This window comes from Amycolatopsis sp. NPDC051045 (assembly GCF_040682955.1).
Classification (GTDB): domain Bacteria; phylum Actinomycetota; class Actinomycetes; order Mycobacteriales; family Pseudonocardiaceae; genus Amycolatopsis.
This window is the reverse complement of sequence record NZ_JBFBCC010000011.1, coordinates 216,187-235,878: the sequence shown is the minus strand read 5'-3', so window position 1 is coordinate 235,878 and position 19,692 is coordinate 216,187. Positions and strand designations below refer to the sequence as shown.

General features: G+C 75.2%; 1 protein-coding gene. It reads right to left on the bottom strand.

Annotated elements, in window-relative coordinates:
• Positions 1-2 precede the first annotated feature (2 nt).
• Positions 3-19,574 carry a type I polyketide synthase gene (locus tag AB0M80_RS25785; RefSeq protein ID WP_364569730.1) on the bottom strand — a complete coding sequence of 6,524 codons (19,572 nt, stop codon included), beginning with the start codon at positions 19,572-19,574 and terminating at the stop codon, positions 3-5.
• Positions 19,575-19,692: the final 118 nt, after the last annotated feature.

Genomic DNA, 19,692 nt, shown 5'->3' with positions numbered 1-19,692 from the left:
GGTCACTTCACCCCCAAGTCGTTGTCGATGAACGCGAAGAGCTCGTCGGCGCCGAGCTCGTCGGCGGCCGGGGCTTCGCCCGCGTCGCCGGGCCCGGTCCACTGGACGAGCAGCGCTTGCAGCCGCACGGTGATCGCGGCGCGCGCGTCGTCGTCGGAGGCGACGGCCGACAGCAGGTTTTCCAGCTTTTCGATTTCGGCCAGGGCCGGGCGGGCCGCCGCGCCGTCCCCGAGCGCGGACGCGACGAGGAATCCGGCGACCCGGGTGATCGTCGGGTGGTCGAACACCAGCGTCGCGGGCAGCCGCAGCCCGGTGCGCGCCTCCAGGCGGTTGCGCAGCTCCACCGACGTCAGCGAGTCGAACCCGAGGTCGGTGAAGCTGACGTCGGCGCCGACCGTCCCGTCGTGCCCGAGTACGGCTTCCACCTGCTTGCCGACCAGGCCGACGGTGACCGGGAGCCGTTCCTCGACCGGCAGTGGCGCCAGCCGGGCGGCCAGGTCACCACCGGGTTCGACGGCCGCGGCCCGCTTCGGCGCCGCGGTGACGAGACCGCGCAGGGCGGGCAGCAGCGGATCCTGGCCGCGCAGCACGGCGAGGTCGAGCCGCAGGGCCGCGATCGCCGGGACGTTGCTGCCCAGTGCGGCGTCGAAGAGCGCGATTCCGTCCTCAGTGGACAGTGGGGGCAGGCCGGAGCGGTGCATCCGGGCCAGTTCGGCGTCGGTGAGCGTGCCGGTCATGCCGCTGCCGGAGTTCCAGGCGCCCCAGGCGATCGAGACCGCGGCCTTGCCCTCGGCGGCCCGCTGGTGGGCGAGCGCGTCGAGGAACGCGTTGGCGGCGGCGTAGTTGCCCTGGCCGGCCGCGCCGAGCGTGCCCGCGATCGAGGAGAACAGCACGAACGCGGCGAGGTCGTGGCCGGCGGTCAGCTCGTGCAGGTGCCAGGCCGCGTCGACCTTGGGCGCGAACACGGTGTCCAGGCGCTCCGGGTCCAGGGCTCCGAGGACACCGTCGTCGAGGACACCGGCCGCGTGCACGACCGCGGTCAGCTCGACTGTGTCCAGGACCTTCGCGAGCGCGTCGCGGTCGCTGACGTCGCAGGCGACAACCCGGGCTTGGGCACCCAGTTTCGCCAGCTCGGCGACGAGGTCCGCGGCACCGGGAGCCGCGTCGCCGCGGCGGCCGAGCAACAGCAGGTTCCGCACCCCGCGTCCGGCGAGGTGCCGGGCGAAGGTCGCCCCCAGCCCGCCGGTCCCGCCGGTGATGAGCACGGTCCCGTCCGGATCCCAGGACGCGTCGCTCTCCCGGGAAAGTGCCGGGGTCAGGCGGGCGGTGTGGAGCTTGCCCGCGCGCAGCGCGACCTGGGGTTCGCCTGCGGCCAGGGCACCCGCGATGGCGGTCTCGGGGACCTCGCCGGTGTCCGAGTCGACGAGGACGATCCGGCCCGGGTTCTCCAGCTGGGCCGCGCGCAGCAGGCCCCAGACGGTGGCGTGGGCGAGGTCGACGTGCTCGGTGGGTTCGACGGCGACGCCGTTGCGCGTGAGCACGACGAGTGTCGGCTCTTCGGCGAGGGCACGCTGGACGTCCGCCAGCACCTGGGCCGTCGCAGTGCGGACGGCGGCCGGGACCGGTCCGTCGGCGGGGGGAACGCTGAGCAGCGTCACCGGGGGGACTTCGGCAGGCACCGGGGCTTCGGGCAGCAACGGCCACGTGAGCTGATAGCCAGTCGGTGCCGGAGCGGTCAGCGTGGGCACGGCCCGCAGGGCCAGGGAGCGGACCGCGACGACCGGGGTGCCGTCCGGCGTGGTCGCGGTGACCTCGACCGCGCCGTCGACCGGCGTGAGGCGGACCCGCAGGCTCGTCGCGCCGGAGGCCAGGAACGCGGCGCCGGACCAGCTGAACGGCAGGCCGCCGCCCACGTCCAGCAGCGAAGCCGCGTGCAGCGCGGAATCCAGCAGGGCGGGGTGGACGACGAACTGCGCGGCGGCGTCGTGGTCGTCCTCGGCCAGCGCGACCTCGGCGTAGACGTCGTCGCCGTGCCGCCACGCCCGGGTCAGGCCCTGGAACATCGGGCCGTACCCGAGGCCGCGGTCGGCCATCGTGTCGTAAAAGCCGTTGAGGTCGACGGCTTCCGCACCGGCGGGTGGCCACTCGCCCACAGCGGCGACGGGCTCGTCGATCGCGGGCACGAGCGTGCCGCTCGCGTGCCGCGTCCAGTCCGCGCCCGGCTCGCCGTCGTCGCGGGAGTAGACGCGCAGGGTGCGGGCGCCGTCCTCCCCGGCGGCGCTGACCGCGACCTGGACGACGACCCGGCCGCCGTCCGGGACGACCAGCGGGGCTTCCAGGGTGAGCTCGTCGACGCGCGGGCAGCCGGCCTGGTCGCCGGCGCGCACGGCCAGCTCCAGCAGCGCCGTCCCGGGGACCACCACGGCCCCGCCGACGGTGTGCCCGGCCAGCCACGGCTGCGCGGCGAGCGACAGTCGCCCGGTGAACAGCAGGCCGCCCGAGTCCGGCAGCTCGACCGCAGCGCCGACCAGGGGGTGCCCGGCGGCCCAGAGCCCGGCCGCGGCGACGTCGCCGGCCGGGGCCGGCCCACCGCCCGGCCAGATCCACTGGTGCTGGAAGGCGTAGGTGGGCAGCGGCACGACCCGCGCGACCGGGCCGAACACCGCCGGCCAGTCGAGGGCGACGCCGGACACGTGCAGCCGGCCGAGGGCCTCGGCGACCGCGTCGGTTTCGGCCCGGTCGCGGCGCAGGAACGGAACGGCGACCCGGCCGGTGTCCAGGGATTCCGCGGCCATCGCGGTCACCGTGGCGTCGGGCCCGAGCTCGGCGAACGCCGTGACGCCCAGTTCGGTCAGCCGCCGGACGGCCGGACCGAACAGCACCGGCCGCCAGACCTGCTCCACCCAGTGGTCGGCCGAGGCCAGGGTCTCGGCGGTGACCAGGTCGCCGGTGACCGTCGAGACGATCGGCAACGCCGGCGCCGCGGCGGTGAGCCCGGCCACGACCTTGCGGAAGTCGTCGAGCATCGGGGTCATCAGCGGGGAGTGGAAGGCGTGGCTGACGCGCAGCCGCCGGGTCTTGCGGCCGTCGGCGGCGAAGTGCGCGGCGATCTCCTCGACGCGGCCGGCGGCCCCGGAGACGACGACCGAGGCCGGGCCGTTGACCGCGGCCAGCGCGACTTCGTCCTCGCAGCCGGCCAGCAGCGGCCGGACCTCGTCCTCGGTGGCCTGCACGGCGATCATCGCGCCGCCTTCGGGCAGCTGCTGCATGAGCCGGCCGCGGGCGGCGACCAGCGTGCAGGCGTCGTCGAGGGTGAACACCCCGGCGACGTGCGCGGCGGCGATCTCGCCGATCGAGTGCCCGGCCAGGTACTCCGGCGTCAGGCCCCACGAACGGACCAGGTGGTACAGCGCGACTTCGAAGGCGAACAGCGCGGGCTGCGCGTACTGCGTCTGGTCGAGCGCGGCGGCTTCGTCGGCGAAGAGCAGTTCCCGCAGCGGGCGATCCAGCTCCCGGTCGAGCCGCGCGAGCACGGTGTCGAGGGCCTCGGCGAAGACGGGGAAGCGCGCGTAGAGGTCGCGGCCCATCCCGGCGCGCTGGCTGCCCTGGCCGGCGAAGAGGAACGCGGGCACCTGCTCCCCCGCCGTCCCGGTGACCAGCCCGGCGACGCTGCCGCCGCGGGCCAGCACCTCCAGGCGGGTCTCGAGTTCGGTGCGGGTTTCGCCGGTGACGACCGCGCGTTCGGCGAACTGGGTCCGGGTGATGGCCAGGGCGAACCCGATGTCCGTCGCGCTCGCCCCGCGGTGCCCGGCGAGGTGCGTGAGCAGCCGGGACGCCTGATCCCGCACCGCTTCCGGGGTCCGGCCGGACAGCGGCCAGGCCACCACCGACGGCGCCGGCTCGGGCCGCGGCGGCACCGGGACGACCGGCGGGGCTTCGAGCACGGTGTGGGCGTTGGTGCCGCTGATGCCGAACGACGACACCGCGGCGCGGCGCGGGCGGCCGCGGTCGGGCCAGGCCCGCGGCTCGGTGAGCAGCTCGATCGCGCCGCTCGCCCAGTCGACGTGCGTGGACGGCTCGGTGACGTGCAGGGTGCGCGGCAGCGAGCCGGTCCGCATGGCCTGCACCATCTTGATGATCCCGGCGACGCCGGACGCGGCCTGGGTGTGGCCGAGGTTCGACTTGATCGACCCGAGCAGCAGCGGCTCGCCCTCGGCACGGTCCCGGCCGTAGGTGGCCAGCAGGGCCTGCGCCTCGATCGGGTCACCCAGCGTGGTGCCGGTGCCGTGCGCCTCGACGACGTCGATGTCCGATGTGGACAGTCCGGACGCCGCCAGTGCCTGGCGGATCACGCGTTGCTGAGCCGGGCCGTTGGGGGCGGTGAGGCCGTTGGACGCGCCGTCGGAGTTGACCGCGCTGCCGCGGACGACCGCGAGGATCTCGTGGCCGTTGCGCTTCGCGTCGGACATCCGCTCCAGGACGAGGATTCCGGCGCCTTCGGACCAGCCGACGCCGTCGGCGCTGTCCGAAAAGGACTTGCAGCGGCCGTCGGCGGACAGGCCGCGCTGGCGGCTGAAGCCGATGAACGTGCTCGGCGTCGACATGACCGTGACGCCGCCGGCGAGGGCCAGCGAGCACTCCCCGTTCTGCAGGGCACGGGCCGCGAGGTGCAGGGCGACGAGCGATGACGAACACGCCGTGTCGACGGTCAGGGTGGGGCCTTCCAGGCCGAACGCGTAGGCGACGCGGCCGGAGGCGACGCTCGGCGCGCTGCCGTTTCCCTGGTAACCCTCGGTGTCCGGGCTGCCCTGCAGCAGCATCCCGTAGTCGGAGTACATGACCCCGACGAACACGCCGGTCCGGGAACCGCGCAGCGAACGCGGGTCGACGCCGGTCCGCTCGACGGCTTCCCAGGAGACCTCCAGCAGCAGCCGCTGCTGCGAGTCGGTCGCGAGGGCTTCGCGCGGGCTCATCCCGAAGAACGCCGGGTCGAACTCCCCCGCCTCGTGCAGGAACCCGCCGCTGCGGGTGTAGGACGTGCCCGGGTGGTCGGGGTCCGGGTGGTAGAGACCGTCGACGTCCCAGCCGCGGTTGGCCGGGAAGTCGGTGACGGCGTCGACGCCCCGCTCGACGAGGGTCCAGAGGTCTTCCGGCGAGCCGACGCCGCCCGGGTAGCGGCAGCCCATGCCGACGATGACGACCGGGTCGCCGTCGACGGCGGCGGCCGCGGTGACCTGCTCGGGAACGTCGGCCTCGCCGGCGATCTCGCCCAGCAGGAACGCGGTCAGCTCGGCCGGGGTCGGGTAGTCGAAGGTGAGCGTGGCGGGCAGCCGCAACCCGGTGGCCGCGTCGAGCCGGTTGCGCAGCTCGACCGCGGTGAGCGAGTCGAAGCCCAGCTCGCGGAACGGCCGGTCGGCGGCCACGCCGGCGGTGCCGGAGTGCCCGAGCACGGCGGCGACCTGCGCGCGGACGAGGTCGAGCACGGCACGGGACCGTTCGGCTCCGGTGCGGCCGAGCAGCGGGCCGTCGAGCCGTGGCAGGTTGGCCGCGGTCTGCCGGGCGGGGGTGCGGACCAGGCCGCGCAGCAGGTGCGTGACCTCGGGCTGCGCGCTGAGTGCGGCGAAGTCGAGGCGGACCGGCAACACCGTGTCGAGACCGGCCGCGCAGGCCGCGTCGAACAGGGTCAGGGCGTGGTCCGGTTCGAGCGCGGGCAGGCCGGTGGCAGCCATCCGCCGCAGGTCGGCGTCGGTGAGGGTGGCGGTCATGCCGCCCGCCCGCGACCACGCCCCCCAGCCGAGCGACAGCGCCTTCTGCCCGCGGGCCCGGCGGCGCCGGACGAGAGCGTCGACGGCCGCGTTGGCCGCGGTGTAGTTGGCCTGCCCGGCCGCGCCGAAGGTGCCGGCGACCGAGGAGTAGACGACGAACGCGGCCAGGTCGAGGTCGCGGGTCAGCTCGTCGAGGTGCCAGGCGGCGTCGAACTTGGGCGCCAGCACGGTGTCGAGCCGGTCGGGGGTCAGCGAGCCGAGGATGCCGTCGTCGAGGACGCCGGCGGTGTGCACGACGGCGGACAGCGTGACGCCGCCCAGCACGCGGGCCAGTTCGGCGCGGTCGGCGACGTCCGCCGCGGCGACGTCGACCTCGGCGCCGGCCGCGGTCAGCTCGGCGACCAGTTCGGCCGCGCCGGGGGCATCCGGCCCGCGGCGGCTGACCAGCAGCAGCCGCCGGGCGCCGTGGGTGGTCACCAGGTGGCGGGCCAGCGTGGCGCCGAGGCCGCCGGTGCCGCCGGTGATGAGCACGGTCCCTTCGTCCCACCGCGGCGGAACACTGTCGCCAGGCGAGACTCGGGCGATGCGGGCGACGCTGATTTCGCCGTCTCGCACGATCGCCTGCGGCTCCCCGGAGGCCACCACGGCGGGCAGGGCCGCGATCGACTCCGGGTTGCCGTCCACGTCGGCCAGGAAGAACCGGCCCGGGTGCTCGCGCTGCGCGGAGCGCACGAGACCCCAGACGGCCGCGGCGGCGGGATCGTCCATTCCGTTCGTGACGAAAACCAGCCGGGAGTCCTCGGAGGACTGGAGCACCGCGAGCGCGTCGGCAGTCACGGTACGCACCCCCGCCGGTCCGCCGGCAGGAACGTGGTGGACGGCGAAGTCGGCTTCCTCGGCCGGCCGTGGGACCGCGACCCAGTCCAGCCGGTACAGCGAGTCGACGGGCCGGGTCCGGGCCGGGACCGCGGGGCGCAGCACGAGGGAGCCGACCGTGGCGACCGGGTCACCGGCCGCGTCGCGCAGTTCGATGGCGACGGAGTCCTCGCCGCGCCGGGTCAGCTTGGCCCGCACGACCGCCGCGCCGCCCGCGTGCAGCGTGACGTCGCTCCACGCGAACGGCAGCCGCCCACCGTCCACATCGGTCAGCCCGGCGTGCTCGGCGGCGTGCAGGACCGCGTCCAGCAGCGCCGGGTGCAGCCCGAAGGCCGCCGCGTCCCGCTCGGCCTCCTCGGGCAGCACGACGTCGGCGAACACCGCCTCGGGGGTGCGCCAGACGGCTTTGAGCCCGCGGAACAGCGGCCCGTAGGCGAACCCGCCCGAGGCGAGCCGCTCGTAGAACCCGTCCAGGGCCACGGCCTCGGCCTCAGGCGGCGGCCAGGCGGCCGAGTCGCCCGGCGAAGTGGTGCCGGTGCCGAGGCGGCCGCTGGCGTGCCGGGTCCACGGCTGCTCGCCCCCGCCGTCCGGGCTGGAGTACACGGCCAGGGAGCGGTCGCCCGCGGGACCGGCCGGGCCGACGACGACCTGCAGCCGCACCGCGCCTTCGGCCGGCAGGACCAGGGGCACTTCGAGGGTCAGTTCGTCGACGCGGTCGCAGCCCGCGCGGTCGGCGGCGCGGATCGCGAGGTCGAGGTAGGCGGTGCCGGGCAGCAGGGCCGCGCCGAGCACGAAGTGGTCGGCCAGCCACGGCTGCGTGCGCAGTGAGAGCCGGGCGGTGAACAGGAACCCGCCGGAGTCGGGCAGCTCGACGCCCGCGCCGAGCAGCGGGTGCCGGGCGACGTCGAGACCCACCGAGCCGAGGTCGCCCGGCACCGCGCCGGAGGTGCGCGGCCAGTGGCGTTCCCGCTGGAACGGGTAGGTCGGCAGGTCCGGGCCGGGGCCGCCGGCGGGACCGAAGAACACGGGCCAGCCGACCCGCACCCCGGCCACGTGCAGACGGCCCAGCGCCGTCACGAAGGCGGTCTCCTCAAGCTGGTCGCGGCGCAGCAGCGGGACGCAGGCGACGGCGGAGCCGAGGACTTCGCTCGCGGCGGCGGACAGCGACCCGTCCGGACCCAGTTCGACGACGGCGGCGGCGTCCTGCTCGCCGAGCACGCGCACGGCGTCGGCGAAGCGGACGGGCTCGCGGACGTGCCCGATCCAGTACTCCGGCGTGCGCAGGTCGGCGAGTTCGCCGGTCACGGTCGAGATGATCGGCAGCCGTGCCTCGCCGAACTCCAGGCCCGCCAGCACCGCGGCGAAGTCTTCGAGCATCGGGTCCATCAACGGCGAGTGGAAGGCGTGGCTGACGGCGAGCCGGCGGACGTGGTGCCCGGCTTCGGTGAGCGCGTCGGTGGTCCGGGTGACGGCGGCTTCGGGGCCCGCGACCACGACCGCGGCGGGCCCGTTGACCGCGGCGATCGTCACGCCGTCCACCAAGCACTCACGGACTTGCGTTTCGGGCGCGCGGACCGCGGCCATCGTGCCGCCGGCCGGGAGCGCGGCCATCAGGCGGCCGCGGGCGGCGACCAGCGTGCAGGCGTCCTCCAGGGAGAGGACTCCGGCGACGTGCGCGGCGGCGATCTCGCCGGCCGAGTGCCCGGCGAGCCAGGACGGCGTGACCCCGAACGACTCCAGCAGCCGGTACTGCGCGACGCCGAGGGCGAACGTCGCCGGTTGCGTCCAGTCGGTGCGGTCCAGCAGCGTGCCGTCCTCGGCGAAGACGACCTCCCGCAGCGGCAGGTCCAGCAGCGGGTCCAGGTGGGCGCACACGGCGTCGAAGGCTTCGGCGAACGCGGGGAAGCGCCGGTACAGCTCGGCTCCCATGCCCGGCCCCTGCGCACCCTGCCCGGCGAAGACGAACGCGGTCTTGGCCCGGGTCCGCGCGGGGGTCCCGGTGGGCGTCTCGGCGAGCGCGGCCAGTTCGGCCAAGGGGTCGCCGACGATCGCCGCGCGGTACGGGAAGGCGGTGCGGGTGGTGGCGAGCGCCCGGGCGAGCCCGGCGGGCGCGCGGTCGCTGATCAGCGCGTGCAGTTGCCGGGCCTGGGCGGACAGGGCCTGCGGTGTGCGGGCGGACAGCAGCAGCGGCGCGGTCGCGGGCTCCTCGGCGACGGCGTGCTCGACCGCCGGGGCCTCCTCCAGGATCGCGTGCGCGTTGGTGCCGCTCAGCCCGAACGACGAGACACCGGCGCGCCGCGGGCGCCCGGACTCCGGCCAGGCGCGGTGCTCGGTGAGCACCCGGACCTCGCCCGCGGTCCAGTCGACGCGGCTCGACGGCTCGTCGACGTGCAGGGTCTTCGGCAGTTCGCCGTGGCGCAGCGCGAGGACCATCTTGATGATCCCGGCGACGCCGGCCGCGGCCTGGGTGTGGCCGAGGTTGGACTTGACGGCGCCGAGCCACAGCGGCTCGCCGTCGCGGTCACGGCCGTAGGTGGCCAGCAGGGCCTGGGCTTCGATCGGGTCGCCGAGCACCGTGCCGGTGCCGTGCGCCTCCACCGCGTCGACGTCCGAAGTGGACAATCCGGCGTCGGCGAGCGCCTGGCGGATCACGCGTTGCTGGGCGGGCCCGTTGGGGGCGGTGAGGCCGTTGGACGCGCCGTCGGAGTTGACGGCGGTGCCGCGGACCACGGCGAGCACCGGGTGGCCTTGCTCCCGCGCCGTCGACAGGCGTTCGACGACGAGGATCCCGGCGCCTTCGGACCAGCCGGTGCCGTCGGCGCCGTCGGCGAACGGCTTGCAGCGGCCGTCGGCGGCGAGGCCGCCCTGGCGAGCGAACTCCGCGAAGGAGTTCGGGGTGGCCATGACGGTGACCCCACCGGCCAGCGCGGTCGTGCACTCACCGCGGCGCAGGGCCTGGGCAGCCCAGTGCAGTGCGACCATCGACGACGAGCAGGCGGTGTCGACGGTCACCGACGGGCCTTCCAGCCCGAGCGTGTAGGACAGCCGCCCGGACAGGACGCTCGCGGTGGTGCCGGTGGCCAGGTGGCCCTGGACGTCTTCGCCGGAGGTGGCGAGCAGGTTCGCGTAGTCCTGGCCGTTGGTGCCGACGAACACGCCGGTGTCGCCGCCGTGCAGCGTCGCCGGGTCGATCCCGGCGCGTTCGAGTGCCTCCCAGGACACTTCGAGCAACAGCCGTTGCTGCGGGTCCATCGCCATCGCTTCACGCGGAGAAATGCCGAAGAAGCCGGCGTCGAAGTCAGTGACGCCGTCGAGGAACCCGCCGGTGAGCGCGAACTCGTAACCCGAGGCCAGCGTGGCGAGGTCCCAGCCGCGGTCTTCGGGGAAGCCGGCGATGCCGTCGCCGCCGCCGGCGAGGAGCCGCCAGAAGTCCTCGGGTCCGCGGACGCCGCCGGGGAAGCGGCAGCCGATGCCGACGATGACGATCGGGTCGTCGTCGGCGGCGGCGCGCACCGGCGCGGCGGCTTCGGCGAGGGTCCCGGCCAGCTCGCCCAGCAGGTGGCGGGTGAGGATTTCCGGGGTCGGGTGGTCGAACACCAGCGAGGGCGGCAGGTCGAGCCCGGTCGCCAGGGCGACGACGTTGCGCAGCTCGACAGCGGTGAGCGAGTCGAACCCGAGGTCGCGGAACGCGCGGTCGGGGGCCACTCCCCCGGTGCCGCTGTGGCCGAGGACGAGCGCGACCTGCTCCAGCAGCAGCCCGAGCAGGAAGTCGAACCGGTCGTGCTCGGGGACGGCGGCGAGCCGCGCGCGCAGCTGTTCGTCGCCGCGCGGGGCCTCGGGGCGCGCGGCCGCGGGGATGCCGCTGAGCAGCGGGCTGCGGCGCAGCACCTGCGCGTAGCGGGTCCAGTCGATGTCGGCGACGACGACGGTGGTGTCCGCCTGGGCCCGGTCCAGCGCGGCACCCGCGCGCTCGGGATCGAGGGGGTTGAGGCCGCCTCGGCGGGCGCGGTCGGCGACGGCGGGATCGGCGGCGAGCATGCCGCCGCCCGCCCACGGGCCCCACGCGATCGACGTCGCGGGCAGGCCGAGACCGCGGCGGTGCTCGGCGAGCGCGTCGAGGGTCGCGTTCGCCGCCGCGTAGGCGGCTTGGCCGGCCGAGCCGAAGGTTCCCGCGACGGACGAGAACAGCACGAAGCTCCGCAGGTCGGTGGTCAGCTCGTGGAGGTGGACGGCAGCGGTGACCTTGGCGCGGTACCCGGCCTCGAACCGGTCCGGGGTGAGGGTGTCGAGGACGCCGTCGTCGAGGACGCCGGCGGTGTGCACGACGTCGGTCAGGTCGGGTATCTCGGCGAGCACGGCGGCGAGGGCGTCCCGATCGGTGACGTCGCAGGCGGTGATCGTCACGTCGGCGCCGAGCGCGGTCAGCTCCTCGCGGAGTTCGTCCGCGCCCGGAGCTTCGGGACCACGGCGGCTGAGCAGCACCAGGTGCGCGCGCCCGGCCTTCGCCAGGCGGCGGGCGGTCTCGGCGCCGAGCGCGCCGGTGCCGCCGGTGATGAGGGTGGTTCCGTCGCCGGGTTCGGGGGCGCGGCCCGGGGCCGGGGACGCGGCGACGATCCGGCGGCCGAACAGCCCGGCCGCGCGGATCGCGAGCTGGTCTTCGCCGTCGGCGCCGGTGAGCGCGGCGGCGAGGCGGCGCGGGACCTCGGCGTCCAGCTCGCCGGGCAGGTCGACGAGCCCGCCCCAGCGCTGGGGGAGTTCGAGCGCGGCGGCGCGGCCCAGCCCCCAGACGGCGGCCTGCACGGGTCGGCCGACCGGGTCGCCGGGCGAGACGGCGACGGCTTCGCGGGTCACGGACCACAGCGGGGTGTTCCCGAGGGACTGCAGCAGCGTGGCCGTGGCGGTGAGGCCGGCCGGGACACCCGGGAAGCCGGTTTCGTCCAAGGCCAGCAGGGACAGCACGTGGTCGAAGTCGCGGTCGCGCAGGCGGTCGCCGATCGTGTCGTCGAAGATCAAGGGCTCGCCGTCGAAGTACCCGGCGACGGTGGTGACCCACGGGTCGTCGGCGAGCGCGGCCGGGACGACCACGAGCCAGGACCCGCGGCCCGGGCGGGTCGCGGTGACCGGGACCCAGGTGGCCTTGTACCGCCATCTGTCCACAACGGACTCTTCGTGGCGCGAACGGCGGTAGGACGACAACGCGGGCAGCAGGGCACCCATCGAAGCGTCATCGACGTCGAGCCGCGCGGCCAGTCCCGCGGCGTCACCCCGATCGACGGCGGCCCAGAACTCGGCGTCGGCCGTCTCGCCGGTGGGTGCGGCGGCCGAGGGCCAGAACCACTCGTGCTGGAACGCGTACGTGGGCAACGGAACCCGCCGGGCACCGGTCCCGGCGAAGAAGGCGGACCAGTCGATCCGCACACCGGAAACGTGCAACTGCCCCAGCGCGGCGACCAGAGTGGCGACGTCTTCGCGGCCGCGGCGGGCCACCGGGATGCCGCCGGTCATCGCGGACAGGACCGCGTCCGGGCCGATCTCGACGATCAGGCCGGCTCCGCGCAGCTGCGCGGCGGTGTCAGCGAAACGGACCGGTTCCCGGACGTGCGCGACCCAGCGTTCCGGGTCGGTGACCTCGCCCTCGGCCAGGAACGGCACGGCCGGCGCGGTGAAAGTCACGCCGGCGATGGCGTCCCGGAACGCGGGCAGCATCGGGTCCATCAGCGGCGAGTGGAACGCGTGCGACACGGTCAGCCGCTTGGTCTCTCTGAAGTTCTCCGCGGCGGCGAGCACGGCGGCTTCCACCCCGGACAGCACGACCGCGTCCGGACCGTTGACCGCGGCGAGCGCGACCTCGTCGCTCAGGTAGGGCGCGACTTGTTCCTCGGTGGCACGGACGGCGACCATCGCGCCCCCGGGCTCGAGGTCCTGCATGAGCGACGCGCGGGCGGTCACCAGCGTGCAGGCGTCGTCCAGCGAGAGCACCCCGGCGACGTGCGCGGCGGCGATCTCGCCGACGGAGTGGCCGCCGACGAAGTCCGGCCGGACACCCCACGCCGACAGCAGCCGCACGAGCGCGACCTCGACCGCGAACAACGCGGGCTGCGCGAATCCGGTCTGCGACAATGCTTCGGCGTCTTCGCCCCACAGGACTTCGCGGACCCGCGGGTCGAGGCGGTCGAGCACGGCGTCGAGGGCGGCGGCGAACGCCGGGAAGGCGTCGTAGAGGCCGCGGGTCATGCCGGGCCGCTGGGCACCCTGGCCGGTGAAGACGAACGCGACCTTCGGCGTCGACTTCGCCTCACCCGTGATCACCAGCGGCGACGGCCGTCCTTCGGCGAGCGCGGTGAGCCCTTCGGAGGTGAAGACGACGGCGCGGTGGTCGAACGCCGAGCGCGTGGTGGCCAGGGAGTATCCGAAGTCCGTCAGGTCCGCGGTGACGTCCCGGAGCCGCGCGGCCTGATCACGGAGGGCTTCCGGGGTGCGGCCGCTGAGCACCAGCGGGACGCACGGCAGCCGGCGCTCGGCTTCGTCGCGGGCCGGGATGACGACGGGTGGTTCTTCGATGATCGCGTGGGCGTTCGTGCCGCTGATGCCGAACGACGAAACGCCCGCCCGGCGCCGCCGACCGGCCTCGGCGGGCCACGGCCGGGCGTCGGTGAGCAGCTCGACGTGCCCGGCGGCCCACTCGACGTGGGTCGAGGGTTCGGTGACGTGCAGGGTGCGCGGCAGGGTGCCGTGGCGCATGGCCTGGACGACCTTGATGATCCCGGCGACGCCCGCGGCGGCCTGCGCGTGCCCGATGTTGGACTTGATCGAACCCAGCAGCAGGGGGGTTTCGCGGTCCTGGCCGTAGGTGGCCAGCAGGGCTTGCGCCTCGATCGGGTCGCCCAGCGTCGTGCCGGTGCCGTGCGCCTCGACGACATCGACGTCCGCAGTGGACAGACCGGCGGCGGCGAGGGCCTGGCGGATCACGCGTTGCTGCGACGGGCCGTTCGGCGCGGTCAGGCCGTTCGAAGCGCCGTCGGAGTTGACGGCGGACCCGCGCAGGACGGCGAGGATCTCGTGGCCGTGGCGGCGCGCGTCCGACATCCGTTCCAGGACGAGGATCCCGGCGCCTTCCGACCAGCCGACGCCGTCGGCGGTGTCCGAAAAGGACTTGCAGCGGCCGTCGGCGGCGATGCCGCGCTGACGGCTGGAAGCGACGAACGAACCGGGCGTCGACATGACCGTGACGCCGCCGGCCAGCGCGAGGGAGCACTCCCCCTGCCGCAGGGCCTGGGCGGCCCAGTGCAGCGCGACCAGCGAGGACGAACACGCGGTGTCGACGGTGACGGTCGGGCCTTCGAGGCCCATCGTGTAGGCGATCCGGCCGGACGCGACGCTCGGCGCGCTGCCGTTGCCCTGGTAGGCCTCGGCTTCCGGGCTGCCCTGCAGCAGCATCCCGTAGTCGGAGTACATGACCCCGACGAACACGCCGGTCCGGGAACCGCGCAGCGACACCGGGTCCACCCCCGCGCGTTCCACGGCCTCCCAGGACACTTCGAGCAGCAGCCGCTGCTGCGAGTCCGTGGCGAGGGCTTCGCGCGGGCTCATCCCGAAGAACGCCGGGTCGAACTCCCCCGCGTCGTGCAGGAACCCGCCGTGGCGCGTGTACGACGTGCCCGGGTGGTCCGGGTCCGGGTGGTAGAGGCCCTCGACGTCCCAGCCGCGGTTGACCGGGAAGCCCGACACCGCGTCGACGCCGTTCTCGACCAGGTTCCACAGGTCTTCGGGCGAGCCGACCCCGCCCGGGTAGCGGCAGCCCATGCCGACGATGACGATCGGGTCGTCCGACACCGGGCGCACGGTCACCGAGGCGTCCTCGATGACCGTCCCGGTCAGCTCCCGGCCGAGGTACGCGGCGAGTGCTTCCGGCGTCGGGTAGTCGAAGACGAGCGTGGCGGGCAGGCGAAGCCCGGTCACCGCGTCGAGGCGGTTGCGCAGCTCGACGGCGGTCAGCGAGTCGAAGCCGAGGTCCTTGAACGCGCTGCGGACGTCGACGGTGTCGGTGGCCGCGTAGCCGAGGACGAACCCGGCCTCGGTGCGGACGAGGTCGTCCAGCGCGCGGGCGCGGTCGGCCTCGGCGAGCCCGCCGAGCCGTTCGGCCAGCGCGGTCGCCGGGCCGCGGCTCGTGCTCGGGGCGGCACCACCGGGCACCAGGGCGCGCAGCAGCGCCGGGACACCCGGGCGGCCGCGCAGGGCGCCGACGTCGAGGCGCATCGGCAGCAGAGCGGGTTCGGCTTCGGTCAGGGCGGCGTCGAACAGGGCCAGCCCCTGGGCCGGGTCGAGCGGGGGCAGGCCGGCCGCGGCGAGCCGGCGACGGTCGGCCTGCGACAGCCGGGCCGCCATGCCGGCGTCCCCGGCCCACGCACCCCAGGCCAGGGACTGGCCGGGCAGCCCCTCGGCGCGGCGGCGCTGGGCGAGGGCGTCGAGGAAGGCGTTGGCGGCGGCGTAGCCGGCCTGCCCGGGGCTGCCGAGCACGCCGGCGGCCGAGGAGAACAGGACGAACGCGCCGAGGTCGCGCGTCAGCTCGTGCAGGTTCCAGGCCGCGTCGACCTTCGCGCGGAAGACGGTCGCGACGCGCTCGGGGGTCAGGGTTTCGACGACGCCGTCGTCGAGGACGCCGGCGGCGTGCACGACGGCGCCGATCGGGTGCGCGGCCAGCAGCGCGGCGAGGGCGTCGCGGTCGGCGGCGTCGCAGGCGGCGATGGTGACGTCGGCGCCGAGCGCGGACAGCTCCGCGCGCAGCTCTTCGGCGCCGGGAGCATCCGGGCCGCGGCGGCCGGCGAGCAGCAGGCTCCGGACGCCGTGCGCGGTGACCAGGTGCTTCGCCACCAGGCCGCCGAGCCCGCCGGTGCCCCCGGTGACCAGCACGGTGGCGCCGTCCGGGAAGTGCGCGGCCGGGCCGTCGCCGACCGGGAGCCGGGCCAGCCGCGGCAGGACGATCCCGCCGTCGCGCAGGGCGGCTTGGGGTTCGCCGGAGTCGAGGACGCGCTGCAGCGGCGCGGTGAGGTTGTCCGACGCATCCACGTCGATGAGCACGAAGCGGTCGGGGTGTTCGGCCTGCGCCGAGCGGACCAGGCCCCAGACCGCCGCGGCGGCCGGGTCGGCGGTGTCGCCGTCGGCGGCCGGGACGGCGCCGGAGGTGACGAAGACCAGCCGCGACCGGGCGAAGTCCGGTTCGGCGATCCAGGACTGCAGGAGTTCGAGGGCCCAGGCCGTGGCGGCGTGCGCGGCTTCCGCGTCGCCCGCGCCGGGCGGGACGGGGGCGAGCACGACGGCCGGGACGGCGTCCGCGCTGATCCGGACGGTGGCCAAGTCGGGGAACACGGCGGGGGTGGCGAAGCCCAGCCCGGTGCCGAGGACCACCCAATCGGCGTCGTCGGCCGGCTGCGTCACGGCGACGGCGGGCGCGGGTGTCCACACGGGACGGAAGAGCGATTCGTGCCGGGTCGGTCGCAGGTCGCCGGCGGCGACCGGGCGGAAGGTCAGCGCGTCGGCGGCGAGCACCGGGGTGCCCGCGGGATCGGTGACGGCGAGGGCGACGGCGTTCTCGCCGGTCGGGGTGAGCCGGGCGCGCAGGGTGGTGGCGTGCGCGGGCTGCACGCCGACGCCGCTCCAGGAGAACGGCAGGCCGTCGCGGCCGAGGTGCGCGCAGGCGTGCAGGACCGCGTCCAGCAGGGCCGGGTGCAGGCCGAACGACGCGGCCTCGGTCTCGTGCTCCGGCGGCAGCGCCACCTCGGCGTACACCTCGTCGCCGAGCCGCCAGGCCGCGCGCAGGCCCCGGAACGCCGGGCCGTAACCGAGTCCCTGTTCGGCCAGGCCGTCGTAGAAACCTTCCAGCCCGATCGGCTCGGCGCCGGCGGGCGGCCACTCCCCCGGCAGGACCGCGGCGGGCGCGCCGCCGACGCCGAGGCGGCCGAAGGCGTGCCGGACCCAGCCGTCGTCCTGCTGGGAGTGGATGCTGACCGAGCGGCTGCCGTCCTCGGCGGGCGGACCGGCGACGACCTGCACGCGCACGCCTCCGGACGCGGGCAGCACGAGCGGCGCCGCGAACGTCAGCTCCTCGACGCGGGCGCAGCCGACCTGCGCCCCGGCGCGGCCCGCCAGTTCCAGGAACGCCGTGCCGGGCAGCAGTTTCGTGCCGAGGATCTCGTGCTGGCCGAGCCACGCCTGCCGGCGCACCGACAGCTCACCGGCGAACAGGAAACCGCCGGACTCGGGCAGCTCGACGGCCGCGCCGAGCAACGGGTGCCCGGCCGGGTCCAGGCCGACCTGGCCGAGGTCGCCGCCGGCGCCGCCTTCCAGCCAGTAGGTACGGCGCTGGAAGGCGTAGGTGGGCAGCTCGACGACGCGGGCGCCGGTGCCGTCGTGCCAGGCCGTCCAGTCGAAGGCGCCGCCGCGCACTTGCCAGCGGGCCAGCGCCGAAAGCAGGGTCGTGGTCTCGTCGCGGCCGCGACGGGCGGTGGGGATGCAGTCGGTGTCCGGGCCGGTCAGCTCGGCGGTCATCGCCGACAGCGTGGCGTCCGGACCGACCTCGAGGAACGTCGTGACGCCGCGGGAAACCAGCTCGGTGACGGTGTCGGCGTAGCGGACGGCGTCGCGCACGTGCCGCACCCAGTAGTCCGGTGTGGACACGTCGCCCGCCGCGATCACCGGGATCGACGGTGCGGCGAAGGTCAGCGTTTCCAGCACCGCGCGGAAGTCGCCGAGCATCGGCTCCATCAGCGGCGAGTGGAACGCGTGGCTCACCGCGAGCCGCTTGGTCTTCTCGAAGGGCGCGGCGACGGCGAGCACCGCGTCTTCGGCACCGGAGACGACCACCGCGTCCGGGCCGTTGACGGCCGCGATCGAGACGTCTTCGGTGAGCAGCGGCAGGACGTCGGCTTCGGACGCCTGGATCGCGACCATCGCCCCGCCTGCGGGCAGCGCCTGCATCAGGCGGCCGCGGGCTCGGACGAGCTTGGCCGCGTCATCCAGGGACAGCACCCCGGCGACGTGGGCGGCGGCGATCTCGCCGACGGAGTGCCCGGCGACGAAGTCCGGCCGCACGCCCAGGGATTCCAGCAGGCGGAAGAGCGCGACTTCGAAGGCGAACAGCGCGGGTTGCGCGACCTCCGTGTCGTCCACACTGGACTCACCGGGCAAGTCGAGCAGCGCGAGGATCTCGTTTCGGGCCTCGGTGAACACCGGGAAACTCAGCGTCCGGCCCATGTCGGCGCGCTGGGAACCCTGGCCGGTGAACAGGAACGCCGACGCGCCGGGGTGCAACGCCGAACCGGTGTGCACCCCGGGCGCGGCAGCCGACGTGGCGAGGGCGTGCAGGGCGGTCAGCAGTTCGCCGCGGCCGGTGCCGGTGAGCACGGCCCGGTGCGGGAAGGCGACGCGCGTGGTGGCCAGGGAGTGGGCGACGTCGAGCGGGGTGTGCTCCGGGTGGGCGTCGAGGTGGGCCAGCAGGCGGTCGGCCTGCTCGCGCAGCGCGTCCGGGGTGCGGCCGGACACCGGCCACAGGTAGCCGGGTGGCTCGCTGACCGGGGCCGCTTCGACCGGCTCCGCGACGGGCTGTTCGAGGATCACGTGCGCGTTGGTGCCGCTGATGCCGAACGAGGAAACGGCGGCCCGGCGGGGTTTCCCGGTCTCCGGCCACGGGCGCGGCTCGGTCAGCAGCGAGACCCGGCCGGCCGTCCAGTCCACATGGGACGTCGGGGCGTCGACGTGCAGGGTCCGCGGCAGGACGCCGTGGCGCATGGCCTGGATGGTCTTGATGACCCCGCCGACGCCGGCGGCGGACTGCGTGTGCCCGACGTTCGACTTGAACGAGCCGAGCCACAGCGGGTCGCCCGCGCGCTCGCGGCCGTAGGTGGCCAGCAGCGCCTGGGCTTCGATCGGGTCACCCAGGACGGTGCCGGTGCCGTGGGCCTCGACGGTGTCGATGTCGTCGGTGGTCAGGCCGGCGTTTTCCAGCGCTTGGCGGATCACCCGCTGCTGGGAGGGGCCGTTGGGGGCGGTGAGGCCGTTGGAGGCGCCGTCGGAGTTGACGGCGGAGCCGCGGATGACGGCGAGCACTTCGTGGCCGTTGCGGCGGGCGTCGGACAGCCGTTCGAGCAGGAGGAGCCCGGCGCCTTCGGAGAACCCGGCACCGTCGGCGGCTTCGGCGAAGGACTTGCAGCGGCCGTCGGAGGCCAGGCCGCCCTGACGGTCGAACTCGCCGTAGAGCCCGGGAGTGGCCATCACGGCGACGCCGCCGGCGAGAGCGAAGGAGCACTCCCGCGCCCGCAGCGCCCGAGCCGCCCAGTGCAGCGCGACCAGCGACGACGAGCACGCCGTGTCGACGGTGACGGCGGGGCCTTCGAGGCCGTAGAAGTAGGCGATCCGCCCGGAGATCACCGAGGATTCGGTGCCGGTGACGAGGTAGCCCTCGACGCCGTCGGGCAGCGCGGCGAGACCGCGGCCGTAGCCCATGGACCCGGCGCCGACGAAGACACCGCCGGTGCTGCCTTCGACCTCGCGCGGGTCGATGCCGGCGCGTTCGAAGGCTTCCCAGGCCAGCTCGAGGACGATCCGCTGCTGCGGGTCCATGGCGAGTGCCTCGCGCGGCGAGATGCCGAAGAAGGCGGGGTCGAAGTCCCCGGCGCGGTGCAGGAAGCCGCCCTGGTGCGGGGACTCCGGCCAGCCGCGGCCGTCGGGGAACTCGGTGACGGCGTCGACCCCGTCGTCGACGAGCCGCCACAGGTCCTCGGGCGACTGCACGCCACCCGGGTACCGGCAGCTCATGGCGACGACGGCGACCGGTTCGGCCGCCGCGGCGAGCAGCGTGGTGTTCTGCCGCCGCAGCTGCTTGTTCTCCTGCACGGCGACGCGCAGTGCTTCGACGACTCGATCCGACCCGGCCGGCATAGACATCTCCAGGGTGAGTGTGGTCTTACCCGGGTGACGCCACCGCGACGGCGTTCCTCACGGACCGGCGCCGAGCGAACGTCCACTTGCCGGGGAGTCAACCGCACGCCCAGCCCGG

What these genes read in the sequence shown, in the direction of transcription:
- AB0M80_RS25785 (WP_364569730.1), bottom strand. Translation starts at nt 19,574, where the DNA reads ATGCCGGCCGGGTCGGATCGAGTCGTCGAAGCACTGCGCGTCGCCGTG.